This window comes from Paraburkholderia unamae, from assembly GCF_003096875.1.
Taxonomy (GTDB): Bacteria; Pseudomonadota; Gammaproteobacteria; order Burkholderiales; family Burkholderiaceae; genus Paraburkholderia; species Paraburkholderia unamae.
Window position 1 is genome coordinate 71,958 of the sequence record NZ_QEOB01000004.1, and the last position, 23,231, is coordinate 95,188.

The window sequence follows — 23,231 nt, forward strand, 5'->3', positions numbered from 1 at the left end:
TTTTTGCACCCCCGGAACCCACCATGAACATCGATTCCGCTGTCGTCAATGCCTTCGCGCCGACCGGCACGTTACGCGCCTCCATCAATCTCGGCAATCCGATTCTTGCAAATCGCGATCCGCAATCGGGTGAGCCGTTCGGTGTGTCCGTGGACCTCGCACATGCTTTCGCGGAGCGTCTGGGCGTGCCGCTGGAACTCGTCGTGTTCGATGCGGCGGGCAAGTCCGTCGAAGCCGTGAGCGACGAACGCGCGGACTTCGGCTTCTTCGCGGTCGATCCGAAGCGCGGCGAGACGATTGCTTTTACGGCGCCTTACGTGCTGATCGAAGGCTTCTATCTCGTGCGTGACGAATCGCCGGTGCGCACCAACGCCGATGTCGATCAGCCGCATAACCGCGTAGCGGTGGGCAAGGGCAGTGCGTACGATCTCTTTCTGACGCGCGAATTGAAGCAAGCGCAGATCGTGCAGGCGCCGACCTCGCCGACCGTCGTGCAGACGTTTCTCGAACAAGGTCTGGAAGTGGCCGCCGGCGTGAAGCAGCAGCTCGAAGCCGACGTCGCGAAGGCGGGCGGTTTGCGACTGCTCGACGAACGCTTCATGGTGATCCGGCAGGCAATGGGTGTTGCCAGGAGCCGGGGAGAAGCCGCAGCGCAAATGCTGCGCGTTTTCGTCGAAGACATGAAGCGATCCGGGTTCGTTGCGCGCGCACTTGAACGTCACCATATCGGTGGTGCATCGGTTGCGCCGCTGGAGTGACTGGTTGGCGCATGCAAGGCTGCGCCCCGCGCCGGGGCGAACTACGCACGCAGAGTCGGATTCAACCGCTTCGCGACGACTCGCTGGCGTAATCGCCCGGCCGGGCTGCCGATCGGAGTGACCGGGTCAGGCGATGCTGCGGGCAAGCATGGCGCTTTCCCGGGAACGCAGTGCGAGCAAAATCGCGCCGGTAACGAGCACCGGCATCGCGAGGGTGGAGGTCACTGCCCAGAGCGGATAACCCAGGTTCAGCAGCGCGCCGGCAATGATCGGACTCAGCGCGGCCCCGCCTCGTCCCACGCCCATGACAAAGCCGAGCCGCCCGGTCCGAATCACGGTCGGGAAGCTATCGATGAGGATCATGATCAACAGGCTATTGGCGGACTGGTTGAAGAACGTCGCAGCGATCATCACGGTCGTCAACGTCAACAGCGTCGGCGTCACGAAGCCGAATGCTGACACGCCAATGGCCGTGAGCGCCATAACGGGTACGGCAAGTTTTCTGGGATTCATCTTCGTGGCGAGCCAACCTGTCACCAGGAGCGCGGCGAGCTGGCCCACGGTTCCCCAAACCAGCACCGAGCTGCCACTCGATGCACTGAAGCCCAGATCGGCCACAATCTTCGGAGACCACTTCAGCAAGAAGTAGTAGGTCATGCAGTCGAAGAAATACGCAGTCGCGAGAGCCGCAGTGAGGCCGTACAGCATGTTTTTCCTGCCACCGGCGAAACTGTCAGACGGTTCTGCGATGGGGGGCAGACGATCAATCGGATCGTGCTTGAGAAACGCCAGAACCTTGTTCGCGCGGTTCAATGCATCACGGGGCTGCCTTTCGAGCAGGTACGATACCGACTCCGGCAACGCGAACCATGCAACGGGAATGAAGAGCGTGCTGATGGTGGCGCCGGCGATGAATACGTGTCGCCAGTTGGCCAGCGTCACGAACTCGGCGGCAATCGAGCCACCTACGATGGCGCCAATTGGCCAGCCAAGGCCGACGCACGCAATCGCGAAGTTCCTGCGTTTGCTGTTGGCGAATTCGGAGCCGGTCGAGTGAGCCGTCGCAATCATGCCGCCAATGCCGAGACCCGTTGCGAAACGAATCATCGACAGCATGGACACACTGGCTGCCTGCGTGGCGGTCCACATACCCAGGGTGGTGACGAAGAGGCATGTCAGGACGACGAATCGTCTGCCGCGACGGTCGGCGAGGTATCCAAACAGCACGCTGCCGATGGTCATGCCGATGAGTTCCATCGAGAGCACGACGCCGAGTTCGGCCTTGTTGATGGCCCACTCCGCGGCAATGCCCGGCGACGCGAAGCTGATCGCAAGAATGTCGATGCCGTCAAAGGCATTCAGGACGCAGCACATGGCGATCACCATGATCTGCCGGCCTGTCATGGGCCTGTCGGCCCATAGGTTGCTTGCTTGGTGCATGTTGTCTCCTTGTCGTTATAGCTTTGATGTAAGAGCGGAGTCCGCCCGGAGGCGGGCGGATAGCGGCGGCCCCAAAGGGGCGCATGGCGCAGCGCGGTCGATTGCCGGCGAGCGCCGCACGCGTCGCAAGATGAGGCAAAGCCGGCGTGTACGCGCCTGCGCCCTGGGTTAGATCGATCGGCCGCCGTCTACAGTCAAAAGCAAACCGGTCACGTAGCTCGCCTCGTCCGAGGCGAGGAACAGCGAGGCATTGGCGACGTCCCATGGCGATCCCTGACGTCCCATCGGACACGAAGCATCCCGGCGGGCCATGACTTCCTTGAACTGGTCATCGTCGAGATGACGATAGAGCGTGCGTACATGAGGTGTCGCCATCATTCCGGGGACCACCGCATTGCAGCGGATCTGCTTGCCGGCATACTGCGCGGCAATGACCCGGGTGACGTGATTCACGGCCGCCTTCGATGAACTGTATGAAAGGAACGTCTCGGTACTGGCTCGCAGGCTGGCGGTCGATGAAACGTTGATGATCGAGCCGCCGCCCTGCGCCTCCATGTGCGGAATGACATGTTTGCAGGCAAGAAACACGCTCTTCAGATTGACGGCATGGACGCGGTCCCATTCGCTTTCGGGCGTATCAACCGGGCCGCCGAGATATTCGATGCCGACGTTGTTGTGCAGGATATCGATGCGACGATAGTGTCCCGTCGCCTGCTCGACGACTTGCTTGACGTCCTCCGCGCGGCTCACGTCCGCGGCGATGGCGATCGACGTGCCGCCTTGCTCTCTCACGAGACTTGCGGTTTTTTCCGCTGCGGCGAGCGACAGATCGACCGCGACGATGGTGGCGCCCTCGCGTGCGAAGGTCAGCGCCACGGCTTGCCCGTTGCTCACCCCGTTGTCTTCCTGTGATGAGCCGGCACCCATGATCAGCGCGATCCGGCCTTCAAGTCGCTTTGACATCTTCTTTCCTTTGCAAAATTTCCGATTCGTTGCCGGCGCACCTTTTCGCTAGCGTGGAAGGTGCGCCTGGCGGTGTTTCAAAGGGGCTCAGGCCTTTTCGCTCTCCACACCGGCGTCGAATTTGAAGCCCAGTTCCTTGAGGTTGTCGAGCACGCCAGTTCCGTAGGCCGATTCGATTTCCGTGCCGACGACCGGCGCGTAGGCAACGCGATCCTGTTGTTCGCCCGAGGGTTGAATGACAACGAACAGTCGCCCGATTTCTTCGGAAATGTTGACGAACCGACGGCTGACGCCGGGAGGGACGGAAACAAAGTCGAGCGGTTCGAGGATCATCGAATCTTCGCCGTTGTCGCCCCATTGCAGTTCAAACCGCCCGCTGAGGCAGAAGAAGTTTTCCACGGTCGTCTCATGGCAGTGCAGGCCCGGACCGTCGCCGGGCGGACATTCTGCAATCGAGATGACGGCGCCGGGCACGCTTTTAATGGGCGCCATTGCGCTACGGCCAACATAGTTCGCCGGCGCCATGATCGAGTAGACGCGGTGAGCGGTCAACTTCTCCATGACCTCCATGGGAACGCCGCCGCCGCCGGAGTGCTGTCGGCTGTACGGAACCAGGTCCTTGAATCTGGCAGTGCGTCGGCCCATTTCCTCCGGGGTAACCTTGATCGTTTTCATGCGTGCTCCTTTTTCAAAGATGGTGAATGGCCTGCCGGGCTTTAATTGCTGCCGGTCCAGACCGATGGTGGGATAGGAAAAATGCGCTCACAGCGGGCGTGCGCTTTCGCGCTGCGGTGCCATGCCAGGAGCCGGCGAGGCGCGAACCTCAGCCAGCGAACCCGCAGGAAGACGCAAAACCGCCAAAAGGGAAAGGGCAGCCGCAGTCATCACATAAAAGGCCGGAGCGAGCAGACCCGCGAAGCTGCCGAGCCAGGTGAGAATCGCAGGCGAAAAGCCGCCGAAGATCACCACCGCCATGTTGTAGCCAATGGAAACGCCGGTTGACCGGTTGTGCGCCGGGAACAGTTCGAGCAGGGTGGACGCCGCCACGCCGCAATAGCTGCCAGTCAACGCGCCGAACACGAACTGCACGGCCAGCAAAGTCTCAAGTGTTCGGTGAGTCGATAACCAGAGCAACGCCGGATACACGAGGCATATCGAAGCGCACGCGCTTACCAGCAAAACGGCGCGTTGACCCACCCGGTCAGCGCAGCGCCCCCCGAGCCATGCCGTTACGAGCACCACGACATTGCCAAGCAGCGAGGCTGCATAGGCCGAGCCCGCGCTGAAGCCGAGCCGAGCCTGTGAATAGGTCGGAAAGTAGAGCACCAGCACGCCGAGCGTTGCCGTCCAGAGAATCGTGACCGAAAACGCCATGGCGACCGGCCCAAGGTCGTCACGAAACAGCGACGCCAGTGGCGATACGCGGTCGGTCTGCCGCTGGCGCTGCAACATGATCTGCTTGAATTCATCGGTTTCGTCGAGGTTTTGCCGCAGATACAAGCCCACCGGAACAATCAACAGGCCCAGCGCGAAGGGAAGGCGCCATGCCCAGCTTTCCAGCGCAGCCTGGTTGAAGCTGTAGGTGACGGCCGTTGCCGCAAGGGTGCCCAGCACGTTCGCGCCCGCCATGCCCATCTGGACGAGAGCCGCGGTCGAAGCGCGCCTGTCCGGCCGTGCGTGCTCGATCAGAAAGGCCGCTGACCCGCCTGCCTCGCCGCCGGATGAAAACCCCTGGATGAGTCGTGCGACCAGGATGAGCGTAGTCGCGAAAGTCCCGATCGAGGCGGCCGGCGGCGTGAGGACGATGATCAGGGTCCCCGCCGCCATCAACGAAAAGGTGAGCAGCATGGCCGGCTTGCGGCCGCGCGTGTCGGCGAACGCGCCGATGACCACGGCCCCGACCGGGCGGGCCAGATAACCCAGCCCATAGACCACGAAGGCTTGCAGCAACTGGGCAGTGGGATTCGACGAAGGGAAGAACTGTCTCGCGATATAGGACGCAAAGAAGGCGTAAAGCGTGAAGTCGTACCACTCCAGCACGTTGCCGATCGTCGCACCGAGCAACGCCCTTCTGCGCGCGCCGACGTAAGGGCGTGCCCCTGTCGATCCAGCGTTTTGCATCTGTCCTTCTTCAGGAGAATGGCGATTCATCTATGGGGTCCGAGATTAGAAACGTTTCCAAAATTTCAAATTTCCGCCAGTCTACAATCGTCGGATAGCACATTTTATTGGGGTTAACGCTGTTTGAAACGTTTTTAGTATTCGCGCATCATGCGGACCTTCACGTAATGGAGGTGGAATCGATGACTACGGCGTATGGTGGCCGCGCAGCTCGCACGGCAATCGTGACGGGTGCGACACGGGGCTTGGGGCAGGCAGTCGCGCGGGGATTGCTCGAGGACGGGTACAAGGTGGCGCTTTGGGGGCGCGATCGTCGCGCGATGCAGGCCGCAGTCGATCAGCTTCCGTCCGGTGCGCTCTGCCTGCCCGTGTTTGCCGATCTTCGCGAGGAAGCCGAAGTGAGGCGAGCATTCGCCGAGAGCCGTGAATTCCTTTCAGACATCGACGTACTCGTGAACAATGCAGGCGCCATCGGTCCGCGCATGCCCCTGGAGGAAGTTGCGCTCGCGGACTTCAGTGCGACGATGGACGTCAACCTGACCGGAACTTTCCTCGTGCTCAGGGAGGTGCTGCCCCATATGAAGGCCCGCCGTGCCGGCAGAATCGTGAACATTGCTTCGGTGGCAGGCAAGGAGGGCAATGCGCTGACCGCGGTGTACTCGGCGTCGAAGGCTGCGGTGATTGCGCTAACGAAGTCGCTCGGCAAGGAGTTGGCCGGGCACGGCATTCTGGTGAACTGCGTGACACCGTCGGCTTCCCGCACCGACATATTCGGGGAAATGACACCGGCGCTGGAGGCAAAGCTGTTGTCGCGCGTGCCCCTCGGGCGCTTCGTGCAACCCGATGAAGTCGCGGCGATGGTCCGCTGGCTCGCGAGCGAAGCATGCAGCTTTTCCACCGGCGCGACGTTCGACATATCGGGGGGGAGGGCGACCTACTAGGTCGGGCCGGAGTTCGCCGGGCGCAGGGCCTACGCCGACTGGCGTTCTGCCCCGAGGCTACGCGGCCTTCGGGTATGCTTCGTCTTTCGCGTGCACGAGTGGGGCGGAGCAACGGGCGCGGTACGGACCCAGGGCTTTCGGCGAATGCTTTCCCTGACCTGGCGCATTCAGGGCTCGCGAGCGAGCTTGAAACGATTCAAATGGGAGTATTTTCCCAGATTGACGCGTTGCGATGGGTAGCTATACCATCTCTGAAAAATCGATATTGAAACGTTTCCAGTGCATGACTAAAACACCTACTCGCCGGATCACCATTCGCGATGTCGCTGCCGCCGCCGGAGCGTCCGTCGGCAGTGTCTCCCGGGTGTTGAACGGCGGCCCGAACGCGAGCAAGGACCTGAATGACCGTGTCATGCGCGCCGTGGCGCAGCTCGGGTACGAGCCCGACAGCGTCGCGCAAAGCATGCGGCTCAAGTCGACCCAGACGATCGCCTGCATGGTTCCCGACGTGGCGAACCCGATCTACGCGGAGTACATCAATGCACTCGAGGAGCACGTTCAGTCAGCCGGTTACCTGCTCATGCTGATCTCGACGCGCCATGACATCGCGCGCGAGGCGGCGGCGATGTCGCTCATCCGGCGGCGTCGCGTGGACGGGTTGATCATGATCGGCGGAAGCGAGTCGCACCACGAAATCACTTCCGCGCTGGAGAGTCTGGAGTGTCCGGTAGTCCTCGTTGACAGGGATTCGCCAAAGCGGGATACGGTGTGCGTGGATCACCGGGGGGGGGCGATTGAAGCGACCCGGCACCTCGTGGCCCTCGGGCACAGGCGGGTCGCGCTGCTCGTGCCCGGCGAAGCCGTCAAGCCCGCGCGTGAGCGCACCGCGGGCTATCGCGCCGTGCTCGAAGAAGCCGGCATCAAGTACGACCCGGAACTCGTCGTGCCTCAGCCTGCGTCGACGAGCTTCGCCTATAGCGCGGCGTCCTCACTGCTGGAACTCGAGAATCCGCCCACGGCGATCATCACCCTTGGCACTCACATGCTCGCGGGTGTCATGAAGGCGGTGTCGACGAAGGGCCTGACGGTTCCAGACGATCTTTCGATCGTTAGCGTGGGCGACACTGACCTTACCCAGTACGCCAACCCGTCTGTCACGTCGCTCAAATGGGATGTGCCGCAGATAGGGCGCGTGGCCGGAGAGCTTTTGATGGCCAGATTGAGCGGAAAAAAGACGGGCCAGCCGCGTTACCAGAAAATCACGATGCCGACTGAGCTGGTCATACGCAAGTCGGGCGCAGCGCCTAGAAAATAGGCGGCCACAGAAATTTCAGAAAAAAAGCGTTATGGTCTCGGCAGTAAAATGTTGATAATAATAAGGAGTCGATAGTAACGGGTGTCGTGGCTATTGCAGCGCGACGCGCAGCAGCCGGGTTCAAACCGTCGCGCCCTGAGGTTGGGGTTGCGATGCCTGTGGTTCATCGTGCCTTCGCGCTTGCTATTGCGAATGCCCGTCAAAAAGTCATCGAATTCGTCAAGCGGATCAACGCATATCGCGTTGTAGTCGCGCTCGTCACGCAAGCGGTACACCTGCATGAAATTCAAAGTGTAGTAACCCCGTATTTTCTCAATCAATAAGGACTACAAAAATATGAAATATCGTCAAACTGCCGTGCTGTTGGCTACCGGGCTTGGTTTTGCCCTGGCTGGGCAGGCGCGCGCGCAAGACACGGTCTTGCTGTATGGATTGATTGACGAGGGTTTTCTCTTCAACGCAAACGCAAAGTCGGATCGTCAGTACCAGTTGGCGTCGGGCAACCTTCAGGGGTCGCGGTTCGGACTGCGTGGCGCACACGACCTGGGCGCAGGCTGGAGCACCATTTTCATTCTCGAGAATGGCTTCAACCTCAACAACGGTGCGTTGGGCCAAGGCGGCAACCTTTTTGGCAGAACGGCGCTTGTCGGCGTCAATGGGCCGGTCGGCTCGTTGACGCTTGGCAGGCAATACGAGCTGGTGGGCGAGTACATTGGCGGCTACACGAGCGCCAATGCCATGTCGCAGCGTGTGGGGGTGGGGCAATGGGCGAGCGCCTATGGTGCGCATCCTGGCGATGTCGACAATCTCGACGCCACCAACCGGCTCAACAACGCGATCAAGTACGTCAGCCCGGCCTTTTCCGGCTTCAATGTCGCGGGCATGTACAGCTTTGGCGGCGTGGCAGGGTCGGTTTCACAGAACCAGGGGTGGTCGTTTGCAGGAGCCTACAACGGCGGAGCGCTCAGCGCAGGCGTTGCGATTACGCACGTCGACTCGCCGAACTACGCCTTCTTTGGCAACAACCCGGCCAGCAACACGGCGACTTCGGCGAATGCGTCGAACATGTCCAGCCCCGTTTACAGTGGCTACGCGTCGGCGGGATCGCAGCAGATTCTCGCGGCCGGTGCGACTTACGTCTTCGGCAAGGCGACGGTGAGCGCCGTCTACTCGAACGTGCGCTTCAACGACGTGGGGGCGGTGGGCGGTGCCGGCCTCAACCCCGGGAATCTTCATGGCGCGGCCGTTTTCAATATCGGTGAAATCAACGCGACCTATAGGGTAAGCACGCCGTTGCAACTGGGTGTCGCTTATCACTATACCCACGCGAAGTCCCCGAACGATGTCAGTGCGCGGTATCACCAGCTGAATTTCGCAGCGGACTACGGCTTGTCGAAGCGCACGGATCTGTATGCCGCGTTGATTTATCAGCTTGCGCGCGGCATCGATTCAACGGACAAGCCGGCGGTTGCGGCGGTCTATGCAATCACGCCGTCCGCGAGCGATCACCAGCTCGCGGCGCTGGTTGGCGTCCGCCACAAGTTCTGACGATTGGCGATCGTTCACGGGCTTCGAACATCCACAATTAAAAACGTTTCAAATTCACGCTTGCCAGTTGACTCCGCAGAAGTCATACTGTCTCGACAGAAATGTAGCAGAGCTCACTTGGCTAGCATTAAAAACGTTTCAAATATGCTCGTGAACCGTAGTTCGCAAGCCCGGCGTTCGTCGGTCGCGACGCAACCGGCGTAGGCGGCCCGCCTGGCCGGCGGCAGGCATCCCGGCCCGCGGGCCGCACAACCACCTATATCAACATTATCGGGACAGAAAATGCACACGATCACACTGGGAACGACCACCATCGACCGCGTGGTGGAATACGAAACCATTTTTCTCAACGCTAGCTGGATGTACCCCAACGTCGAGCCGGACATGCTCAAACGTGCGCGCGCCGAACTCGGTCCGACCTTCATCGACGAGTCATGCGAGAACCTCGCAATCAGTTTCCATAGCTATCTGATCAGAACGCGCGGGAAGAATATTCTGGTCGATACGTGCAACGGTCAGCACAAGCCGCGTGGCCCGAGGATGGCGTGGCAGCACATGCTCGATTCGCCGGACTACATGCGCAACCTCGCGAGCTTCGGGCTGCAACCGGAAGATATCGACTATGTGCTCTGCACCCACTTGCACACGGATCATGTGGGCTGGAACACCCGGCTCGTGGACGGCCGCTGGGTGCCCACGTTCCCCAACGCGAAGTACGTGATGGCGCGCCAGGAATTCGATCACTTCAACCGGCTGAATGCCGCCAGGCCCGACTACCCCGTCAACCACGGGGCGTTTGAAGACAGTGTTTTGCCGGTCGTGGAGGCGGGCCAGGCGCTGTTCGTGGACATGAACCATCTGGTCGAAGGCACGCTGGACGATGGCGTCTGGATCGAGCCTGCGCCTGGCCACACAGTTGGCCACGTTACCGTGCATGTGAAGGGTGGCGGCGTTGAGGCGATCATGACGGGAGACATGTTTCATCACCCCATTCTTTTCCTCGAGCCAGGTCTCGAAACGCAGCACGACTACGACGTCGCACTGAATAACCAGTCGCGAAAGAAGGTGCTCGATCGCCTGGCGGATACCGGGGACTTATTGCTTACGGCTCATTTTCCGTCGCCGACGGCAGGGCGAATCTGTTCATGTCCGACTGGTTTTCGTTTCAGGTTCCTTGAAGACAAGTAACGCGGCGATCACGGTTTAATCTCTGGAAACGGGTATGCAAGTGCAAAACAACACGCGAGATTTTCGTCTTGCGGCAGGGAAGGTCGTGATGATTACCGGAGCCGCCCGCGAGCGCGGCATTGGCCTTGCCACCGCGAAGCTCTTTGCCGATCATGGCGCCAACGTCGCGATTTGCGATCTGGGGCAGGAGGATTCTGCCAAGGCGGCGCGAGAACTGGGCGAAGGGCATATGGGCGTGACCTGCGACGTGACGGACCCGCAATCGTGCACTGCGGCCGTCGAGTCGGTCCTGTCACGCTTCGGTCGGATCGATTGCCTCATCAATAACGCGGGTCTGACGCAGCGCCGCAGCGTAATGGAAGTCACAACCGAAGACTACGCCCTCGTGACGGAGGTCGTGCTGCACGGCACACTGCTCATGTCCCAGGCCGTGATCCCGCAGATGAAAAAGCAGGGCGGCGGCAGCATTGTGTGCGTGAGTTCGCTCTCCGCATTGCAGGGCGGAGGCGTGTTCGGGGGAGCGCACTATTGCGCGGCCAAGGCGGGAGTGCTGGGTCTTGCGCGCGCGATGGCGCGCGAACTGGGCCCCGACAATATCCGGGTCAATGCCGTGGCGCCGGGCCTCATCTTGACGGACTTCTCGCGCGGCGCCAATCCGGACGTCAACAAGCATGAAGCGGCGCGATCATTTCCGCTGCGACGTGTCGGGATGCCACAAGACATCGGTGGTGCATGCCTCTATCTCGCGAGCGACCTTGCGTCGTTCGTAACGGGCATCACCCTCGATGTGAACGGCGGGGCGTTTCTGCGTCCCTGAACTTGCAGGGGGGCGCTTGGCACGTGCGATTGCGATCGGGATGTTGCGGTCGCGCTGAGCGCCTCCCCATGTCTTTTGATTTGACCTTCGTGATTCGATCGTAAATGGAAGAACACTTCATTACGCGCGGCGAGGATGGCGGGAAACTGTATCTGCGCCGGAAAATGCCTGCCGGCGCTGCCGACCTTTGCCCTCCCGTTCTGCTGGTGCACGGTTCGACGCTGCCAGGAAGCGTCGCTTTCGACTTGCCGCTCGATGGCTATTCCTGGATGGATCATCTTGCGCGTGCCGGGCGGGACGTCTGGAGCCTGGACATTCGCGGTTACGGATCGTCGACTGTCGGTGAGGCAATCCTCAACAGCGATTCCCCGATTATTGTTGCCGATACCGAACAGGCGATCGAAGATCTTTCCGACGCAATCGACTACATCTGCCGCGAGCGTTGCTCGCAGAAGGTGGATCTGATCGGCTGGTCATGGGGGGCAACGGTTTGCGGGGTGTTCGCGAGCCGTTCGGACCGGCACGTCCGCTCGCTGGCTTTATACGCTCCGCAATGGCTGCGCAACACGCCGTCGCCGCTTGTTACGGAGAAGACACTTTCGCAGGCCTCGCGCATCGTCGATCCGGAGCGCTTTCTCGATCGGTGGTACCTGGGGCTTGCGCCGGCGATCCAGAGCATCGTGACCCGCGCGGGATGGAAGCAGATGCTATTGAATGCGCTCGCGACGCGTGAAGGGCAGCCGATGTCTGTGCCAAACGGATCGATCCACGACATCGCCCGATTCTGGATGGCGGGGCGACCGCTTTACCAACCCGAATCGATCGCCGTATCGACGATGGTGGTCGTTGGGACCGACGACAAGGATACGCCGCCGGATATCGTTCAAGCGCTCTATGGTCGACTCGGATCGTCGAGCAAGCGCATCGAGCTGCTGGAAGGCGGGACGCATTTCCTTTTGTTCGAACCAGTCCGTGAGGCGTTTTTTGAATTGATCGAGGAATTCCTCTCGACGGTGGATGCGGGAAACGGTGAGTAAGGACCGCAGCGGTTTGATGCACCTGACGAAGATGTCCGCGCAAACCAATCGTGCGATTTATTTTCGATCGGTATGTCACACGCCGCCCAGGCCATCTCGTCATGTCATGGCAACCCACCGAAAGGAGATGAAACCATGACAGCCAAGCTCGACCTGTTCGCCGCCGCTCCGGCCCTGATGAAGTCCTGGATGGGCACCTCGCTCGCCGTGGCCGGGAGCCTCGAACCCGGCCTCATCGCGCTCGTGGAAGTGCGTGCCTCGCAAATCAACGGCTGCGCGAATTGTCTTAACATGCATACCGCCCATGCGCGCGAGCAAGGCGAGACCGAACAGCGCCTGTATCTGCTTTCCGCCTGGCGCGAGGCGCCGTGCTACACCGACCGGGAGCGCGCGGCGCTCGCCTGGACCGACGCGCTCACGCGGCTTTCCGAGGGCCCTGTGCTCGACAGCGCGCGCGAGGCGCTCAAGGACCACTTTACCGAGGAGGAGCAGGTGAAGCTCACGCTGATGATCAACGTGATCAATGGCTGGAATCGCCTCGCGGTCGGCTTTGGCCTGTGGGTCGATCCAGCGGCGGCGAAGGCCATGGCCAGGCAGGCGGCCGTCGCATGACCGGCGCGGGCATGAACGAAGCCGCGGCGAGTTTCGACCCGCTGCGGCGCAAGCTGATACGCGTGGCGTATCGCATGCTCGGTTCGGTGGCCGACGCCGAGGATATCGTGCAGGACGCGTTTATCCGCTGGATGGACGTGGAGCGCACCGAGGTGCGCGTGCCCGAGGCCTTCCTGCGCCGCATGGTCATGCGCCTGTGCCTCGACCAGCTCAAGTCGGCGCGGCATCGGCGCGAAACCTATATCGGTCCATGGCTGCCCGACCCGGTCGTGGAGGAGGACGAGCAGGACGACGTCACGCTGCCGCTCATGCTCACGCTCGAACGCCTCTCGCCGCTCGAACGCGCGGCGTTCCTGCTGCACGACGTATTCGGCCTTGAGTTCGAGGAGGTCGCGACCACGATCCAGCGCGAACCGGCGGCATGCCGGCAACTGGCGGCGCGGGCGCGCACGCATGTGAGGCAAGCGCGCCCGCGTTTTCATGTCGAAAAGGCGCGCGGACTGGCGCTTGCCCAGGCGTTCTTCGCGGCCTCGCGCAGCGGCGACATGAGCGCGCTCGGCGCCATGCTCGCCGCCGACGTGAGCTTGCACGCGGACGGCGGCGGCAAGCGTTCGGCCATCGGCCATCCGGTATTCGGTTTCGATAGCGTGATGAAGTTGCACGCGCAACTGGCGGAGCTGTTCCGCAAGAACGGCTCGACGCTCGTGCGCGCGGGTTTCATCAACGGGCTGCCCGGTTTCGTCACGCGCGAGGCCGACGGCGAGCTGCAAACCACGGCGCTCGACATCGAGAACGGCAAGGTTACGGCCATCTACGTCATGCGCAACCCGGACAAGCTGCGCCATCTGCACGAGGCCGCGGTCTAGCGTGCGCGTGCACAAACGTTCCAGACAGCGAGCCCCGCCGCGTGGATCATGAGCGCCTTCCACAAGGAGGCAAGATGTTCGATACGAAAGTGGCGCTGGTCGTGCGGGAGAATCTCGCGGTCTGGCAGAAGCTCAATGTGACCGCGTTTCTGGCGACGGGCATCGCGGCGGCGGCGCCCGACGCGCTGGGCGAGCCCTACGAAGACGCGCGTGGGCAGCGCTACGGCCGCATGCTCGGCCAGCCGATGATGATCTATGGCGCGGATGTCGATGGTTTGCAGGCCGCGCTGCGGCGCGGCCTGTCGCGCGAACTCACGATCGTGCCGTATGTGCACGCCATGTTCTCGACGGGGCACGACGCGGCGAATCGCGAGGTGTTCCGCGCCGAGGACCCCGAGCGTCCCGATCTGGTGGGGATCGCGCTATATGGCCCGAAGAACGCGGTGGACAAGGCCGTCAAGGGACTGGCGCTGCATCACTGAATGGCGCAGTCGTTGAATGCAAACATCCGGTGTCGCATGATGCGGCTCTTGTATTGCAACTAACCGCCAAGCCCGCCACCCGCCCGCGAGCGGGGCGGCGAGCCGGTCAACCGGCCTTGCGAACGGGCGGATAGCGCCGTTTGCCATTGCCTATCGAAATGCGGCGGAAGCGCTCCTTCTTGTGCTCTTCCTCGAAATGGGAAAGGGAGAGCTTCACGAGATCGCTGCGCGAGACGATGCCCACGAGCCGCCGCGACTCGCGGTCGGCCACCACGGGCAGACGCTCCAGCCCGTGGATCGCAAGACGCGTGGCGATCTGGCGGCAGGTTTCCTCCGGCAGCGCCACATCGGGAGAACGTTGCGCGAGCAACGAGCCGAGCGGCGTGTCGAGTTCCTCGGTCGCGGCGCTCGCGCGCACAGCGTCGAGCATCGCGCGATCCACCACGCCGAGCACCGCGCCGTCGCGCACCACCGGGAACGCGCGGCGTTGCTGCGTCGCGCCGAAGTGGCGCGCGAGGGCGTCGCGCACGGTGACGTTCGCGTCGATGGTGTCGACCTTGCGCGTCATCACTTCATCCACGTAATGACGCTCCAGCGGATCGACGCCGTACTCGCGATAGATGTGATAGCCGCGCCGCGCGATCTTCTCGGTCATGATCGAGCGCTTCATCACGATCGTGGCGAAGCCGTGCGCCACGAGCGTGGCCGTGAGCAGCGGCAAGAGCGCGTTGGTGTCGTGCGTGAGGCCGAACGCGAACACGATGGCCGTAAGCGGCGCGCCGAGCGTGGCGCCGAGCGTGGCCGCCATGCACACGAGCGGCCACAGCGCCGGGTCGCTGCCGGGCAGCACGTGGCTCAGCACCGAGCCGAGGCCCGCGCCGAGCATGAGCAGCGGCGCGAGCACGCCGCCCGAGGTGCCGGAGCCGAGCGCCACGACCCAGATCACCGCCTTCACCACCAGAATCGCAATGGCGACTTGCAGGACGATGTGCTGATGGAGCAGGTCGCCGATCACGTCGTAGCCCACGCCGAGCGCGCGCGGTTCGATAAAGCCGCCGATACCCACCACGAGACCGCCGATGGCGGGCCACCACGACCAGTGCAAGGGCAGATGGCCGAACAGATCCTCGACCTTGTAGAGCGCCGCCGAGAGCCCTGAGGCCAGCGCGCCCGCGAGCAGCCCGGCGATCAGGCACGAGAACAGCGCGGTGGCGTGCGGCGGCAGCGTCTGCATGGGAAAGAGCGGGCCCGTGCCGAAGAACGTCGCGCGCGCGAAGCCTGCCACGGCGCACGCGAGCGCCACGGGCAGGAAGCTGCGCGGACGCCATTCGAACAGCAGCAGCTCGACCGCGAGCAGCACGGCCGCAACGGGCGTGCCGAACACGGCCGTCATGCCGGCGGCGGCGCCCGCCACGAGCAGCGTCTTGCGCTCGGCGGAGGTGACGCGCACGCACTGCGCGAGCAGCGAGCCGAGTGCGCCGCCCGTCATGATGATCGGGCCTTCCGCGCCGAACGGGCCGCCGCTGCCGATCACGATGCCCGACGAAAGCGGCTTGAGCACGGCCACCTTCGGCGACATCTTGCTCTTGCCGAACAGGATCGCTTCGATGGCTTCGGGAATGCCGTGGCCGCGAATCTTCTCGGAGCCGAAGCGCGCCATCATCCCGACGATCAACCCGCCGATCACCGGCACGACGATGACCCACGCCCCGAGCGTGTTGAGCGCGGGCGAGCGGTCGGCGAACGAGAACTGGCCGAAGAAGAACAGGTTCGTGAACCAGTGGATCAGGCTCAGCAGCACGAACGCCGCGAGCGTGGCCAGTGCGCCGATCACGGCGGCGAGCGCACTGATGCCGGGCAGGCGTGCGTTCGCCGAAAAGTCGCGCTTGTGGGAGTCGTCGGAATGCATGGTTAAAGATCGATTTGCGGGATGGTGAACGCGCCGTCGAGCGAACTCAGCTCGGCGCGGTGCAGTTCGGCAAGACGCGCGAGCAGCTTCTCGCCGGCGGCGAGCAGGTGCACTTCCACCTGGCGGCGGTCACGCTCGCTCACGCGGCGCTCGACCAGCTCGATTGCTTCGCAGCGCGAAACGAGCGCCACCACGCCGTGATGCTGCGCCTGCAAACGCTCGGCCAGCTCGCCGATGGTCGCCCACGCGCGGCCCGGATAGCCCTTCACGTGCAGCAGCAGCAGATATTGCAGCGGCGTGATGCCCTCGCCCTGCGCCGCCTGCTCGGAGAAGCGTTCGAAGCGGCGCATCTGGTAGCGAAATTCGGAGAGCTGCTCGAAGTCGACCTTATTCAGGTCACGCGTGCTTTTTTTCATTGGGTGTCCATGGAACGTTTCTTTCTCCGAATATATCACAACGTGATATTTATGACCGGAAATGCCCGTGTAGCGGCCAACCTCGTCCCGTGTAGGCAGGCGTACCCGCTCAGGCGGGTGCGCGCTGCGGCGTCTTCGCCTGCTGATAGAGGCCCGAGATCAGGTCGGCCTGCGTGATGATGCCCGCGAGCCGCCGCTCGCTGTCCACGACCGGCACGTGATGGTGGCCGCGCCCCGCGAAAATGCGCACGAGCTCGGTGATCGGCGTCGTGGCCGCGACGGTGAGCACGTGGGTGGTCATCAGCGTGGCGACGGGCTGATCGGCCTCGGCGCGCGGGCGAATCGCGCGCGCGATGGCGAACGCCACAAGACGCAGCGGATGACGCTCGCGCCCTTCGTCGGCGAGGTCGGCGCGCGTGACGATGCCCTTCACGTGACGCTGCGCGTCCACCACGGGCAGCGCTTTCACGTCGTGGCGCTTGAGCAGCGAACGCGCTTGCCCCACGGTCGTCGCGGGCGTGATGCTCACCACATTGGCGGACATGACGTCGGCGCAGATCAGCTCGCCGAAACTGCGCGCGTAGGCGCGGATTTCGGCGTCGCGCAGGATCGTTTCGAGGTCGTCGGTGTCGATGTCGAGCAGCTCGTCGCGATCGTCGAGCACCGCTTCGAGGTCGGCGCGCGTGAAGCCGGCCTGCGCGGCCACGGGCCCCGCGACCTTGGGTGTGCGCACCGCGTGTGGATAGCGATGCCCCGTGGCCGCGTGATAAACGAGCGCGCTGCCGAGCAACAGGACCGATTGCAGCGCGACGGGCGCGAACACGAATTCATAGCCGAGCGCATGCACGGCCGGGCCGCCGAGCACGGCGGTGAGCGCCACCGCGCCCGAAGGCGGGTGCACGCAGCGCAGCGTGAACATCGCGATGATCGCCACGCCGATGGCGACGGCGGCGGCCGGCACGAGGTCGGGAATCCACATCGCGGCGGTGACGCCCACGATCGCGGATACGAGATTGCCGCCGATGATCGACCACGGCTGGGCGAGCGGGCTGGCGGGCACGCCGAAGAGCAGCACGGCCGAAGCGCCCATGGGCGCGATCAGATAGGGAATGCTCGGGTTGCCGCCCAGCAGCCGGTGTGTGACGGCGCCGGTGAGGGCGATGCCGAACAGCGCGCCGAGGCCCGCGCGCAGGCGTTCGCGCTTTCTGACGGTGACCCGGGACGGGGTGAAGCGGGTGAGCCAGCGGAGGACTTTGAAGCGTGACACGATCGGGAGCGCAGGATAGAAACGGGACCGGGACGCCCGTTGCGGGCGTTTTCGGACGGCCGCAAGCCGCCCAAAGAAACGAGATTATATCGCAACGTGATATATGTCGCGACAGTTTGTCGCGTCGGGGGCGCGGGGGGGCGGAGCGGTCTGGGCGGGGAATGGGGGGCGCAACGGTTTCCCTCGCGCCTGGGGGAGGCGAAGGGAGCAGACGCCGCCGCGCCGGGCGGCGTGGCGGCTTGCGTCCGGATTAGCCGGCGTGCGGGGGCTGGCCCGCGAAACGCGGCGCGGGCGCGGCGTTGGGGTGGCTTTCCGGGTGGCCTTCGGGGCGGCGATGGCGGCCCGCATCGGCGCTGCGGATTGGCGGCGGCGGGCGGTGCGACGCCGCTTGCACTGCGTGCGCAGGCGGATGCCCGGCGGGCGGCGGCCGGTGACCGTGCGGCTGCATCGTCACGCGCACGCGAGCAGCCGGCTCGGCCATGTGAACGCGCTGCATCGGCAGATGGCCTTCGTTGTGAGCCATCACCACGCGCAGTTCGGAGCGGCGGTGCAGGACTTCGCCGCGCAGGTCGCCGTGGCCATAGTAGTGGCGATGGCGATGGCCGTCCGAGCCCACGATCCAGATATAGGTGCTGCCGCCCGTGTAGACGATGTCGCGATCGAGCGCGACCGAAACGTACGCATCGTATTGTTGCGGGACATAAACAGGCTGGGCAACGACGACGGGCGGCGGCGGGGGCGCGGCAACCACGGCCGTGGCGCGCGCGGGACCGGCGGCGACGCGCGCGTCGGTGACGCAGCCCGTGATGAGCGGGGTTCCGAGTAAAGCCAGTGCGAATGGGAGAGCGCGTAGTTTCGCGTTCAAGCGGGACTCCGGATTGGGTTGTTGGCGGTCCCGTGTGTTAACGGCACATGCGAAAGGCGCTTGAGAAAACGGCGCGCGATACCGGTATGCGGATCGCGCCATGCCATCCGTTTTTCGCATACCAGAGTTCCCAATTTGTGATTTTACGATGGCATATCGGCTTCCTATACTCGGCCGCGAAACGTCAAGATTTCGCACCGATTCCGGAGACAGCCCCGCCATGAACGCCCCCGATCGCTCAGCCGTAGAAGCCGCGGCGCAAGCCGCATCCGTTTCACTCGACGACAAATACACGCTGGAAAAAGGCCGCGTCTACATCAGCGGCACGCAGGCGCTGGTGCGTCTGCCCATGCTGCAAAAGGCGCGTGATCGCCAGGCGGGGCTCAACACCGCGGGCTTCGTCTCCGGCTATCGCGGCTCCCCGCTGGGCGCGCTGGACCAGTCGCTATGGAAGGCGAAAAAGCATCTCCAGGCGCATGACGTGGTGTTCCAGCCCGGCGTGAACGAAGACCTCGCCGCCACCGCCGTGTGGGGCACGCAGCAGATCAACCTCTGGCCCGGCGCGCAGCGTGACGGCGTGTTCGGCATGTGGTACGGCAAAGGCCCCGGCGTCGATCGCACCGGCGACGTCTTCAAGCACGCCAACTCGGCGGGCACCGACGCGCGCGGCGGCGTGCTCGTGCTGGCGGGCGACGACCACGCGGCGAAGTCGTCGTCGGTCGCGCATCAGTCGGAGCACGCGCTGATCGCGGCCGGCATTCCCGTGCTCTATCCCGCGAACGTGCAGGAATATCTCGACTACGGTCTGCACGGCTGGGCCATGAGTCGTTACTCGGGCCTGTGGGTCGCCATGAAGTGCGTGACCGACGTGATCGAATCGACCGCGTCGATCGACCTCGACCCGGATCGCGTGCAAATCGTCACGCCCGACGACTACACGATGCCCGCGGGCGGCCTGAACATCCGCTGGCCCGACGCGCCGCTCGCCCAGGAAGCGCGTCTGCTCGACGAGAAGTGGTACGCCGCGCTCGCCTATGTGCGCGCGAACCGGCTGAACCGCGTGGTGATCGATTCGCCGCGCGCGCGCTTTGGCATCATGACCGCGGGCAAGGCCTATCTCGACGTGCGCCAGGCGCTCAGCGATCTCGGTCTCGACGACGAAACCTGCGCGCAGATCGGCGTGCGCGTGCTGAAAGTGGGCTGCGTCTGGCCGCTCGACGCGCAGGACGCGCGTGCGTTCGCCACGGGCCTCGACGAAATTCTCGTGGTCGAGGAAAAGCGCCAGATTCTCGAATATGCGCTCAAGGAAGAGTTGTACAACTGGCGCGAGGACGTGCGCCCCAAGATTTACGGCAAGTTCGACGAGCGCGACAACGAGGGCGGCGAATGGTCGGTGCCGCGCGGCAACTGGCTGCTGCCCGCGCACTACGAACTCTCGCCCGCGCTGATCGCCAAGGCCATCGCGCGGCGTCTCGCGCGTGCGGACGTGTCCCATGCGGTGCCCGAGGAAGTGCGCGCGCGCATGCTCGCGCGCGTGGCGATCATCGAAGCGAAGGAGCGCGACGCCGCGAAGCCGCGCGTGAGCGTGGAGCGCAAGCCGTGGTTCTGCTCGGGCTGCCCGCACAACACGTCCACCAATGTGCCCGAGGGTTCGCGCGCGCTGGCGGGCATCGGCTGCCACTACATGTCGATGTGGATGGACCGCAAGACCGAAACGTTCAGCCAGATGGGCGGCGAGGGCGTGGCGTGGCTCGGCCAGATGCACTTCTCGGGCGACAAGCACGTGTTCGTCAATCTAGGCGACGGCACGTACTTTCACTCAGGACTACTGGCGATTCGCGCGGCCATTGCGGCGAGCGCCAACGTCACGTACAAGATTCTCTATAACGACGCCGTGGCGATGACGGGCGGTCAGCCCGTGGACGGCGTGCTCACGGTGCCGCAGATCGCGCATCAGGTGCACGCCGAAGGCGCGAAGCGCATCGTCATCGTCACCGACGAGCCGCAGAAGTACGACGCCGGCGTCGTGCTGCCGGCCGGCGTGGACGTGCATCATCGCGACCGGCTCGATTTCGTGCAGCGTACGCTGCGCGACGTCGCGGGCACCACCGTGCTGATCTACGACCAGACCTGCGCGACCGAAAAGCGCCGCCGCCGCAAGCGCGGTACGTATCCCGATCCGGCCCGCCGCGCGTTCATCAACGACGCCGTGTGCGAGGGCTGCGGCGACTGCTCCGTGCAGTCGAACTGCCTTTCCGTCGAGCCGCTCGACACGCCGCTCGGCACCAAGCGCAAGATCAATCAGTCGTCGTGCAACAAGGACTTCTCGTGCGTGAAGGGCTTTTGCCCGAGCTTCGTGACGGCCGAGGGCGCGCAGTTGCGCAAGCCGCGCGCATTGGGCCTATCGGGCGCATCGGGCGCCGCGTCCGTCGATTTCGGCGCGCTGCCGGTGCCCGCGTTGCCCGGCCTCGCGAAACCGTACGGCATTCTCGTGACGGGCGTGGGCGGCACGGGCGTGGTGACCATCGGCGGGTTGATCGGCATGGCCGCGCATCTCGCGGGCAAGGGCGTGACCGTGCTCGACATGGCCGGTCTCGCGCAAAAGGGCGGTGCGGTGCTCAGCCACGTGCAGGTGGCGGCCGCGCCCAGCGCCTTGCACGCCACGCGCATCGCCACGGGCGAGGCGCGTCTCGTGATCGGCTGCGATCCGATCGTTTCCGCTTCGGGCGACGTGCTCTCGCGCACCCAGCATGGCGTGACGGTGGCCGCGATCAACAGCGGCGCGACGCCGACAGCCGAATTCGTCAAGAATCCTAAGTGGGTGTTTCCCGGCGCGCAAACCGAGTCCGAACTGCGCACGAGCATCGGCGAAGGCTGCGCGTTCATCGACGCCAACGCACTGGCGCTCGCCCTGCTCGGCGACACCATCTACAGCAATCCGCTGCTGCTCGGCTTCGCTTGGCAAAAGGGTTGGCTGCCGCTGGAGCTCGCGCATCTGCAACGCGCGATCGAGCTGAACGGCGTGTCGGTGGAGAAGAACCAGCAGGCGTTCAACTGGGGGCGCTATGTCGCGCATCACGGCGAAGCCGCCGTGCGCGCGTTCGCGAAACCCGCGGCCGACCCTCAAGCCATCGTGCTGGCCATGCCCGAGTCGCTCGACAAGACGATTGCCGCGCGCGAGGCCCTGCTCACTGCGTACCAGAACGCCGCCTATGCGCAGCAGTATCGCCGTGTGGTCGATCGCATTCGTGTGAAGGAAACGCAGCTTGGCGGCGATGCGAAGCTGCCGCTCACGCGCGCGGTTGCCGTGAATCTCGCGAAGCTCATGGCGTACAAGGACGAATACGAGGTGGCGCGCCTCTACGCCGACCCGGCGTACCTGCAAAAGCTGCGCGAGCAGTTCGAAGGCGAGCCGGGCCGCGACTACACACTGAACTTCTGGCTCGCGCCGCCGCTTTTCGCGAAGCGCGACGAACACGGTCATCTCGTGAAGCGGCGCTTCGGCGCGTGGATGCTGCCGGTGCTGCGCGCCACGGCCCGCATGAAGGGCCTGCGCGGCACGCCGTTCGACGTGTTCGGCAAGACCGAGGAGCGGCGCGAGGAGCGCCGGTCGATCGTGGAGTATGTCGCGCTCGTCGACGAGTTCTGCGCGAGCCTCGACGCGCCACGCCTTGCCGCCGCGCTGCAACTGGCGGCGCTGCCCGACGAGATTCGCGGCTTCGGCCACGTCAAGGCGCGCAATCTCGCTGCGGTGGCGAAGAAGCGCGAGCGCCTGCTGGCGGACTACCGCATGCCTGCCGCGATGCGCGCCACAGCCTGAGCGGCGCTCAGGGAAACAGGCGCCTGCCGACGAGCAGCGGCAGGCGCAGCGCGAAGCCGCTCACGAGCCGCAAATGCATGCCCGCGAGGAGCAGGTTGTCGCGCACGTAGTTGAAGTGCGAGACGCCGCCTTCACCGGCGCTGAAGTAGCGCACCGGCGCCTCGATGCGGATGGGCCGCACGCCGGCCCAGCACAGGCGCACGGCGGCTTCGGGATCGAAGTCGAAGCGGCGCATCCACATCTGGCGCTGCATGATCGCCGTGAGCGGCGCGATCGGGTAGACGCGAAAGCCGTACAGCGAATCGCCGATGCCGGCCCACAGCGTTTCGACGTCGGCGAAGAGGTTCGAGAGGCGGCGTCCCTGCACGCGCAGTTGCGGCGCGCTCGCATCGAACTTCGGCAAGCCGAGCACCATGGCTTCGGGCGCGGCCTGCGAGGCGGCCATGAACCCGGAAATCAGTTGCGCGGGGTGCTGGCCGTCGGAGTCCATCGTCAGCACGTGCGTGAAGCCGCGCGCCGCGGCGGCTTCCATCCCCGCGAGCACGGCGCCGCCCTTGCCGCGGTTGGCGGGCAGCACGATCACGTGCAGGCCGGGGTCGCGCTCGGCCATCGCTTGCAGGCGCGCGGCGCTGCCGTCGGTGCTGCCGTCCACGACCACCCACACGGGGTTCCATTGCGCGCGTGCGCTGCGCACGGTTTCGTCGAGCTTCTCCCCTGGGTTGTAGCTCGGGATCAGGACGAGATGCGTGGACGAAGGCGTGTCGGACGCGGTGGAAACGCTGGGCGTGGACATGGCAACGGCCGCTTGCGCAGCGGGAGACGTTGAAGAAATTCTAGGTCGCGCCGCCGCGCCCGCGAGGTTTTCG

The 23,231-nt window shown here is 64.2% G+C and carries 21 protein-coding genes; 12 read left to right on the forward strand and 9 right to left on the reverse strand.

The features are described 5' to 3' along the window. Positions 1-23: 23 nt before the first annotated feature. Positions 24-758 carry an ABC transporter substrate-binding protein gene (locus C7402_RS09765; protein ID WP_116610506.1) on the forward strand — a complete coding sequence of 245 codons (735 nt, stop codon included), beginning with the start codon at positions 24-26 and terminating at the stop codon, positions 756-758. Between the two features lie 126 nt (positions 759-884). Here C7402_RS09765 and C7402_RS09770 read toward each other — a convergent pair whose 3' ends face one another. The 4 genes from C7402_RS09770 to C7402_RS09785 form a co-directional block, all read right to left on the reverse strand. Beyond that, positions 885-2,198, reverse strand: coding sequence for an MFS transporter (locus tag C7402_RS09770; protein ID WP_116610507.1), 1,314 nt, complete (start codon positions 2,196-2,198; stop codon positions 885-887). Positions 2,199-2,366: 168 nt separating this feature from the next. After that, entirely contained in the window at positions 2,367-3,161 is a 795-nt protein-coding gene (locus C7402_RS09775; protein ID WP_116610508.1) for an SDR family NAD(P)-dependent oxidoreductase, read from the reverse strand. A gap of 87 nt (positions 3,162-3,248) precedes the next feature. Further along, positions 3,249-3,836, reverse strand: coding sequence for a cupin domain-containing protein (locus C7402_RS09780; protein WP_116610509.1), 588 nt, complete (start codon positions 3,834-3,836; stop codon positions 3,249-3,251). Positions 3,837-3,923: 87 nt separating this feature from the next. Then, positions 3,924-5,312, reverse strand: a complete 1,389-nt coding sequence (locus tag C7402_RS09785) for an MFS transporter (RefSeq protein WP_116610510.1) — start codon at positions 5,310-5,312, stop codon at positions 3,924-3,926. A 152-nt stretch (positions 5,313-5,464) separates the two neighbouring features. On the opposite strand from C7402_RS09785, the gene C7402_RS09790 reads away from it, so the two are divergent. The 10 genes from C7402_RS09790 to C7402_RS09835 all read left to right on the forward strand — a co-directional run bounded on the left by C7402_RS09790 (position 5,465) and on the right by C7402_RS09835 (position 14,088). Continuing rightward, positions 5,465-6,223 (forward strand): SDR family NAD(P)-dependent oxidoreductase, encoded by a 759-nt coding sequence (locus C7402_RS09790; protein ID WP_116610756.1) that lies wholly within the window; start codon positions 5,465-5,467, stop codon positions 6,221-6,223. A 232-nt stretch (positions 6,224-6,455) separates the two neighbouring features. Further along, the gene (locus C7402_RS09795) at positions 6,456-7,538 is read left to right on the forward strand and encodes a LacI family DNA-binding transcriptional regulator (protein ID WP_116610511.1); all 1,083 of its coding nucleotides are present in this window, start codon (positions 6,456-6,458) and stop codon (positions 7,536-7,538) included. 86 nt (positions 7,539-7,624) lie between these two features. Next, the gene (locus C7402_RS46245; protein ID WP_133254452.1) at positions 7,625-7,861 is read left to right on the forward strand and encodes a hypothetical protein; all 237 of its coding nucleotides are present in this window, start codon (positions 7,625-7,627) and stop codon (positions 7,859-7,861) included. 13 nt (positions 7,862-7,874) lie between these two features. Continuing rightward, positions 7,875-9,086 carry a porin gene (locus tag C7402_RS09805; RefSeq protein WP_116610513.1) on the forward strand — a complete coding sequence of 404 codons (1,212 nt, stop codon included), beginning with the start codon at positions 7,875-7,877 and terminating at the stop codon, positions 9,084-9,086. 282 nt (positions 9,087-9,368) lie between these two features. Continuing rightward, positions 9,369-10,274 (forward strand): MBL fold metallo-hydrolase, encoded by a 906-nt coding sequence (locus C7402_RS09810; RefSeq protein WP_116610514.1) that lies wholly within the window; start codon positions 9,369-9,371, stop codon positions 10,272-10,274. A 34-nt stretch (positions 10,275-10,308) separates the two neighbouring features. Then, a complete protein-coding gene (locus C7402_RS09815; RefSeq protein WP_116610515.1) occupies positions 10,309-11,091 on the forward strand; it encodes an SDR family NAD(P)-dependent oxidoreductase in 783 nt (260 codons plus the stop codon). 104 nt (positions 11,092-11,195) lie between these two features. Beyond that, positions 11,196-12,128, forward strand: coding sequence for an alpha/beta hydrolase (locus C7402_RS09820; protein WP_116610516.1), 933 nt, complete (start codon positions 11,196-11,198; stop codon positions 12,126-12,128). 135 nt (positions 12,129-12,263) lie between these two features. After that, a complete protein-coding gene (locus C7402_RS09825) occupies positions 12,264-12,740 on the forward strand; it encodes a carboxymuconolactone decarboxylase family protein (protein ID WP_112170637.1) in 477 nt (158 codons plus the stop codon). Beyond that, positions 12,737-13,606 (forward strand): sigma-70 family RNA polymerase sigma factor, encoded by an 870-nt coding sequence (locus C7402_RS09830; protein WP_116610517.1) that lies wholly within the window; start codon positions 12,737-12,739, stop codon positions 13,604-13,606. The genes C7402_RS09825 and C7402_RS09830 overlap by 4 nt, the downstream gene beginning before the upstream one ends. 74 nt (positions 13,607-13,680) lie before the next feature. Beyond that, complete coding sequence (locus C7402_RS09835; protein ID WP_112170635.1) at positions 13,681-14,088, forward strand: DUF2000 domain-containing protein; 408 nt, start codon at positions 13,681-13,683, stop codon at positions 14,086-14,088. A 106-nt stretch (positions 14,089-14,194) separates the two neighbouring features. Here C7402_RS09835 and C7402_RS09840 read toward each other — a convergent pair whose 3' ends face one another. From C7402_RS09840 to C7402_RS09855, 4 genes are all read right to left on the reverse strand, one after another. Next, entirely contained in the window at positions 14,195-15,997 is a 1,803-nt protein-coding gene (locus C7402_RS09840) for a chloride channel protein (RefSeq protein ID WP_112170634.1), read from the reverse strand. Between the two features lie 2 nt (positions 15,998-15,999). Next, positions 16,000-16,413, reverse strand: coding sequence for a MarR family winged helix-turn-helix transcriptional regulator (locus tag C7402_RS09845; protein ID WP_112170633.1), 414 nt, complete (start codon positions 16,411-16,413; stop codon positions 16,000-16,002). A gap of 109 nt (positions 16,414-16,522) precedes the next feature. Then, positions 16,523-17,680, reverse strand: a complete 1,158-nt coding sequence (locus C7402_RS09850; RefSeq protein ID WP_116610518.1) for an HPP family protein — start codon at positions 17,678-17,680, stop codon at positions 16,523-16,525. A 250-nt stretch (positions 17,681-17,930) separates the two neighbouring features. Then, positions 17,931-18,545 carry a hypothetical protein gene (locus C7402_RS09855; protein ID WP_116610519.1) on the reverse strand — a complete coding sequence of 205 codons (615 nt, stop codon included), beginning with the start codon at positions 18,543-18,545 and terminating at the stop codon, positions 17,931-17,933. A 220-nt stretch (positions 18,546-18,765) separates the two neighbouring features. Between C7402_RS09855 and C7402_RS09860 the strand changes: the two genes are divergently transcribed. Then, on the forward strand, positions 18,766-22,365 hold the full coding sequence (locus C7402_RS09860; protein WP_116610520.1) for an indolepyruvate ferredoxin oxidoreductase family protein: 3,600 nt from the start codon (positions 18,766-18,768) through the stop codon (positions 22,363-22,365). Positions 22,366-22,372: 7 nt separating this feature from the next. On the opposite strand, the gene C7402_RS09865 is transcribed toward C7402_RS09860, so the two are convergent. Continuing rightward, complete coding sequence (locus C7402_RS09865; RefSeq protein WP_244314805.1) at positions 22,373-23,158, reverse strand: glycosyltransferase family 2 protein; 786 nt, start codon at positions 23,156-23,158, stop codon at positions 22,373-22,375. Positions 23,159-23,231 lie beyond the last annotated feature (73 nt).

Coding starts and splice junctions, on each gene's coding strand:
- C7402_RS09840 (WP_112170634.1), bottom strand. CDS start 15,997: ATGCATTCCGACGACTCCCACAAGCGCGACTTTTCGGCGAACGCACGC.
- C7402_RS09765 (WP_116610506.1), top strand. CDS start 24: ATGAACATCGATTCCGCTGTCGTCAATGCCTTCGCGCCGACCGGCACG.
- C7402_RS09770 (WP_116610507.1), bottom strand. CDS start 2,198: ATGCACCAAGCAAGCAACCTATGGGCCGACAGGCCCATGACAGGCCGG.
- C7402_RS09785 (WP_116610510.1), bottom strand. CDS start 5,312: ATGAATCGCCATTCTCCTGAAGAAGGACAGATGCAAAACGCTGGATCG.
- C7402_RS09835 (WP_112170635.1), top strand. CDS start 13,681: ATGTTCGATACGAAAGTGGCGCTGGTCGTGCGGGAGAATCTCGCGGTC.
- C7402_RS09810 (WP_116610514.1), top strand. CDS start 9,369: ATGCACACGATCACACTGGGAACGACCACCATCGACCGCGTGGTGGAA.
- C7402_RS09780 (WP_116610509.1), bottom strand. CDS start 3,836: ATGAAAACGATCAAGGTTACCCCGGAGGAAATGGGCCGACGCACTGCC.
- C7402_RS09825 (WP_112170637.1), top strand. CDS start 12,264: ATGACAGCCAAGCTCGACCTGTTCGCCGCCGCTCCGGCCCTGATGAAG.
- C7402_RS09830 (WP_116610517.1), top strand. CDS start 12,737: ATGACCGGCGCGGGCATGAACGAAGCCGCGGCGAGTTTCGACCCGCTG.
- C7402_RS09790 (WP_116610756.1), top strand. CDS start 5,465: ATGACTACGGCGTATGGTGGCCGCGCAGCTCGCACGGCAATCGTGACG.
- C7402_RS09820 (WP_116610516.1), top strand. CDS start 11,196: ATGGAAGAACACTTCATTACGCGCGGCGAGGATGGCGGGAAACTGTAT.
- C7402_RS09775 (WP_116610508.1), bottom strand. CDS start 3,161: ATGTCAAAGCGACTTGAAGGCCGGATCGCGCTGATCATGGGTGCCGGC.
- C7402_RS09865 (WP_244314805.1), bottom strand. CDS start 23,158: ATGTCCACGCCCAGCGTTTCCACCGCGTCCGACACGCCTTCGTCCACG.
- C7402_RS09805 (WP_116610513.1), top strand. CDS start 7,875: ATGAAATATCGTCAAACTGCCGTGCTGTTGGCTACCGGGCTTGGTTTT.
- C7402_RS09815 (WP_116610515.1), top strand. CDS start 10,309: ATGCAAGTGCAAAACAACACGCGAGATTTTCGTCTTGCGGCAGGGAAG.
- C7402_RS09845 (WP_112170633.1), bottom strand. CDS start 16,413: ATGAAAAAAAGCACGCGTGACCTGAATAAGGTCGACTTCGAGCAGCTC.
- C7402_RS09795 (WP_116610511.1), top strand. CDS start 6,456: ATGGGTAGCTATACCATCTCTGAAAAATCGATATTGAAACGTTTCCAG.
- C7402_RS09860 (WP_116610520.1), top strand. CDS start 18,766: ATGAACGCCCCCGATCGCTCAGCCGTAGAAGCCGCGGCGCAAGCCGCA.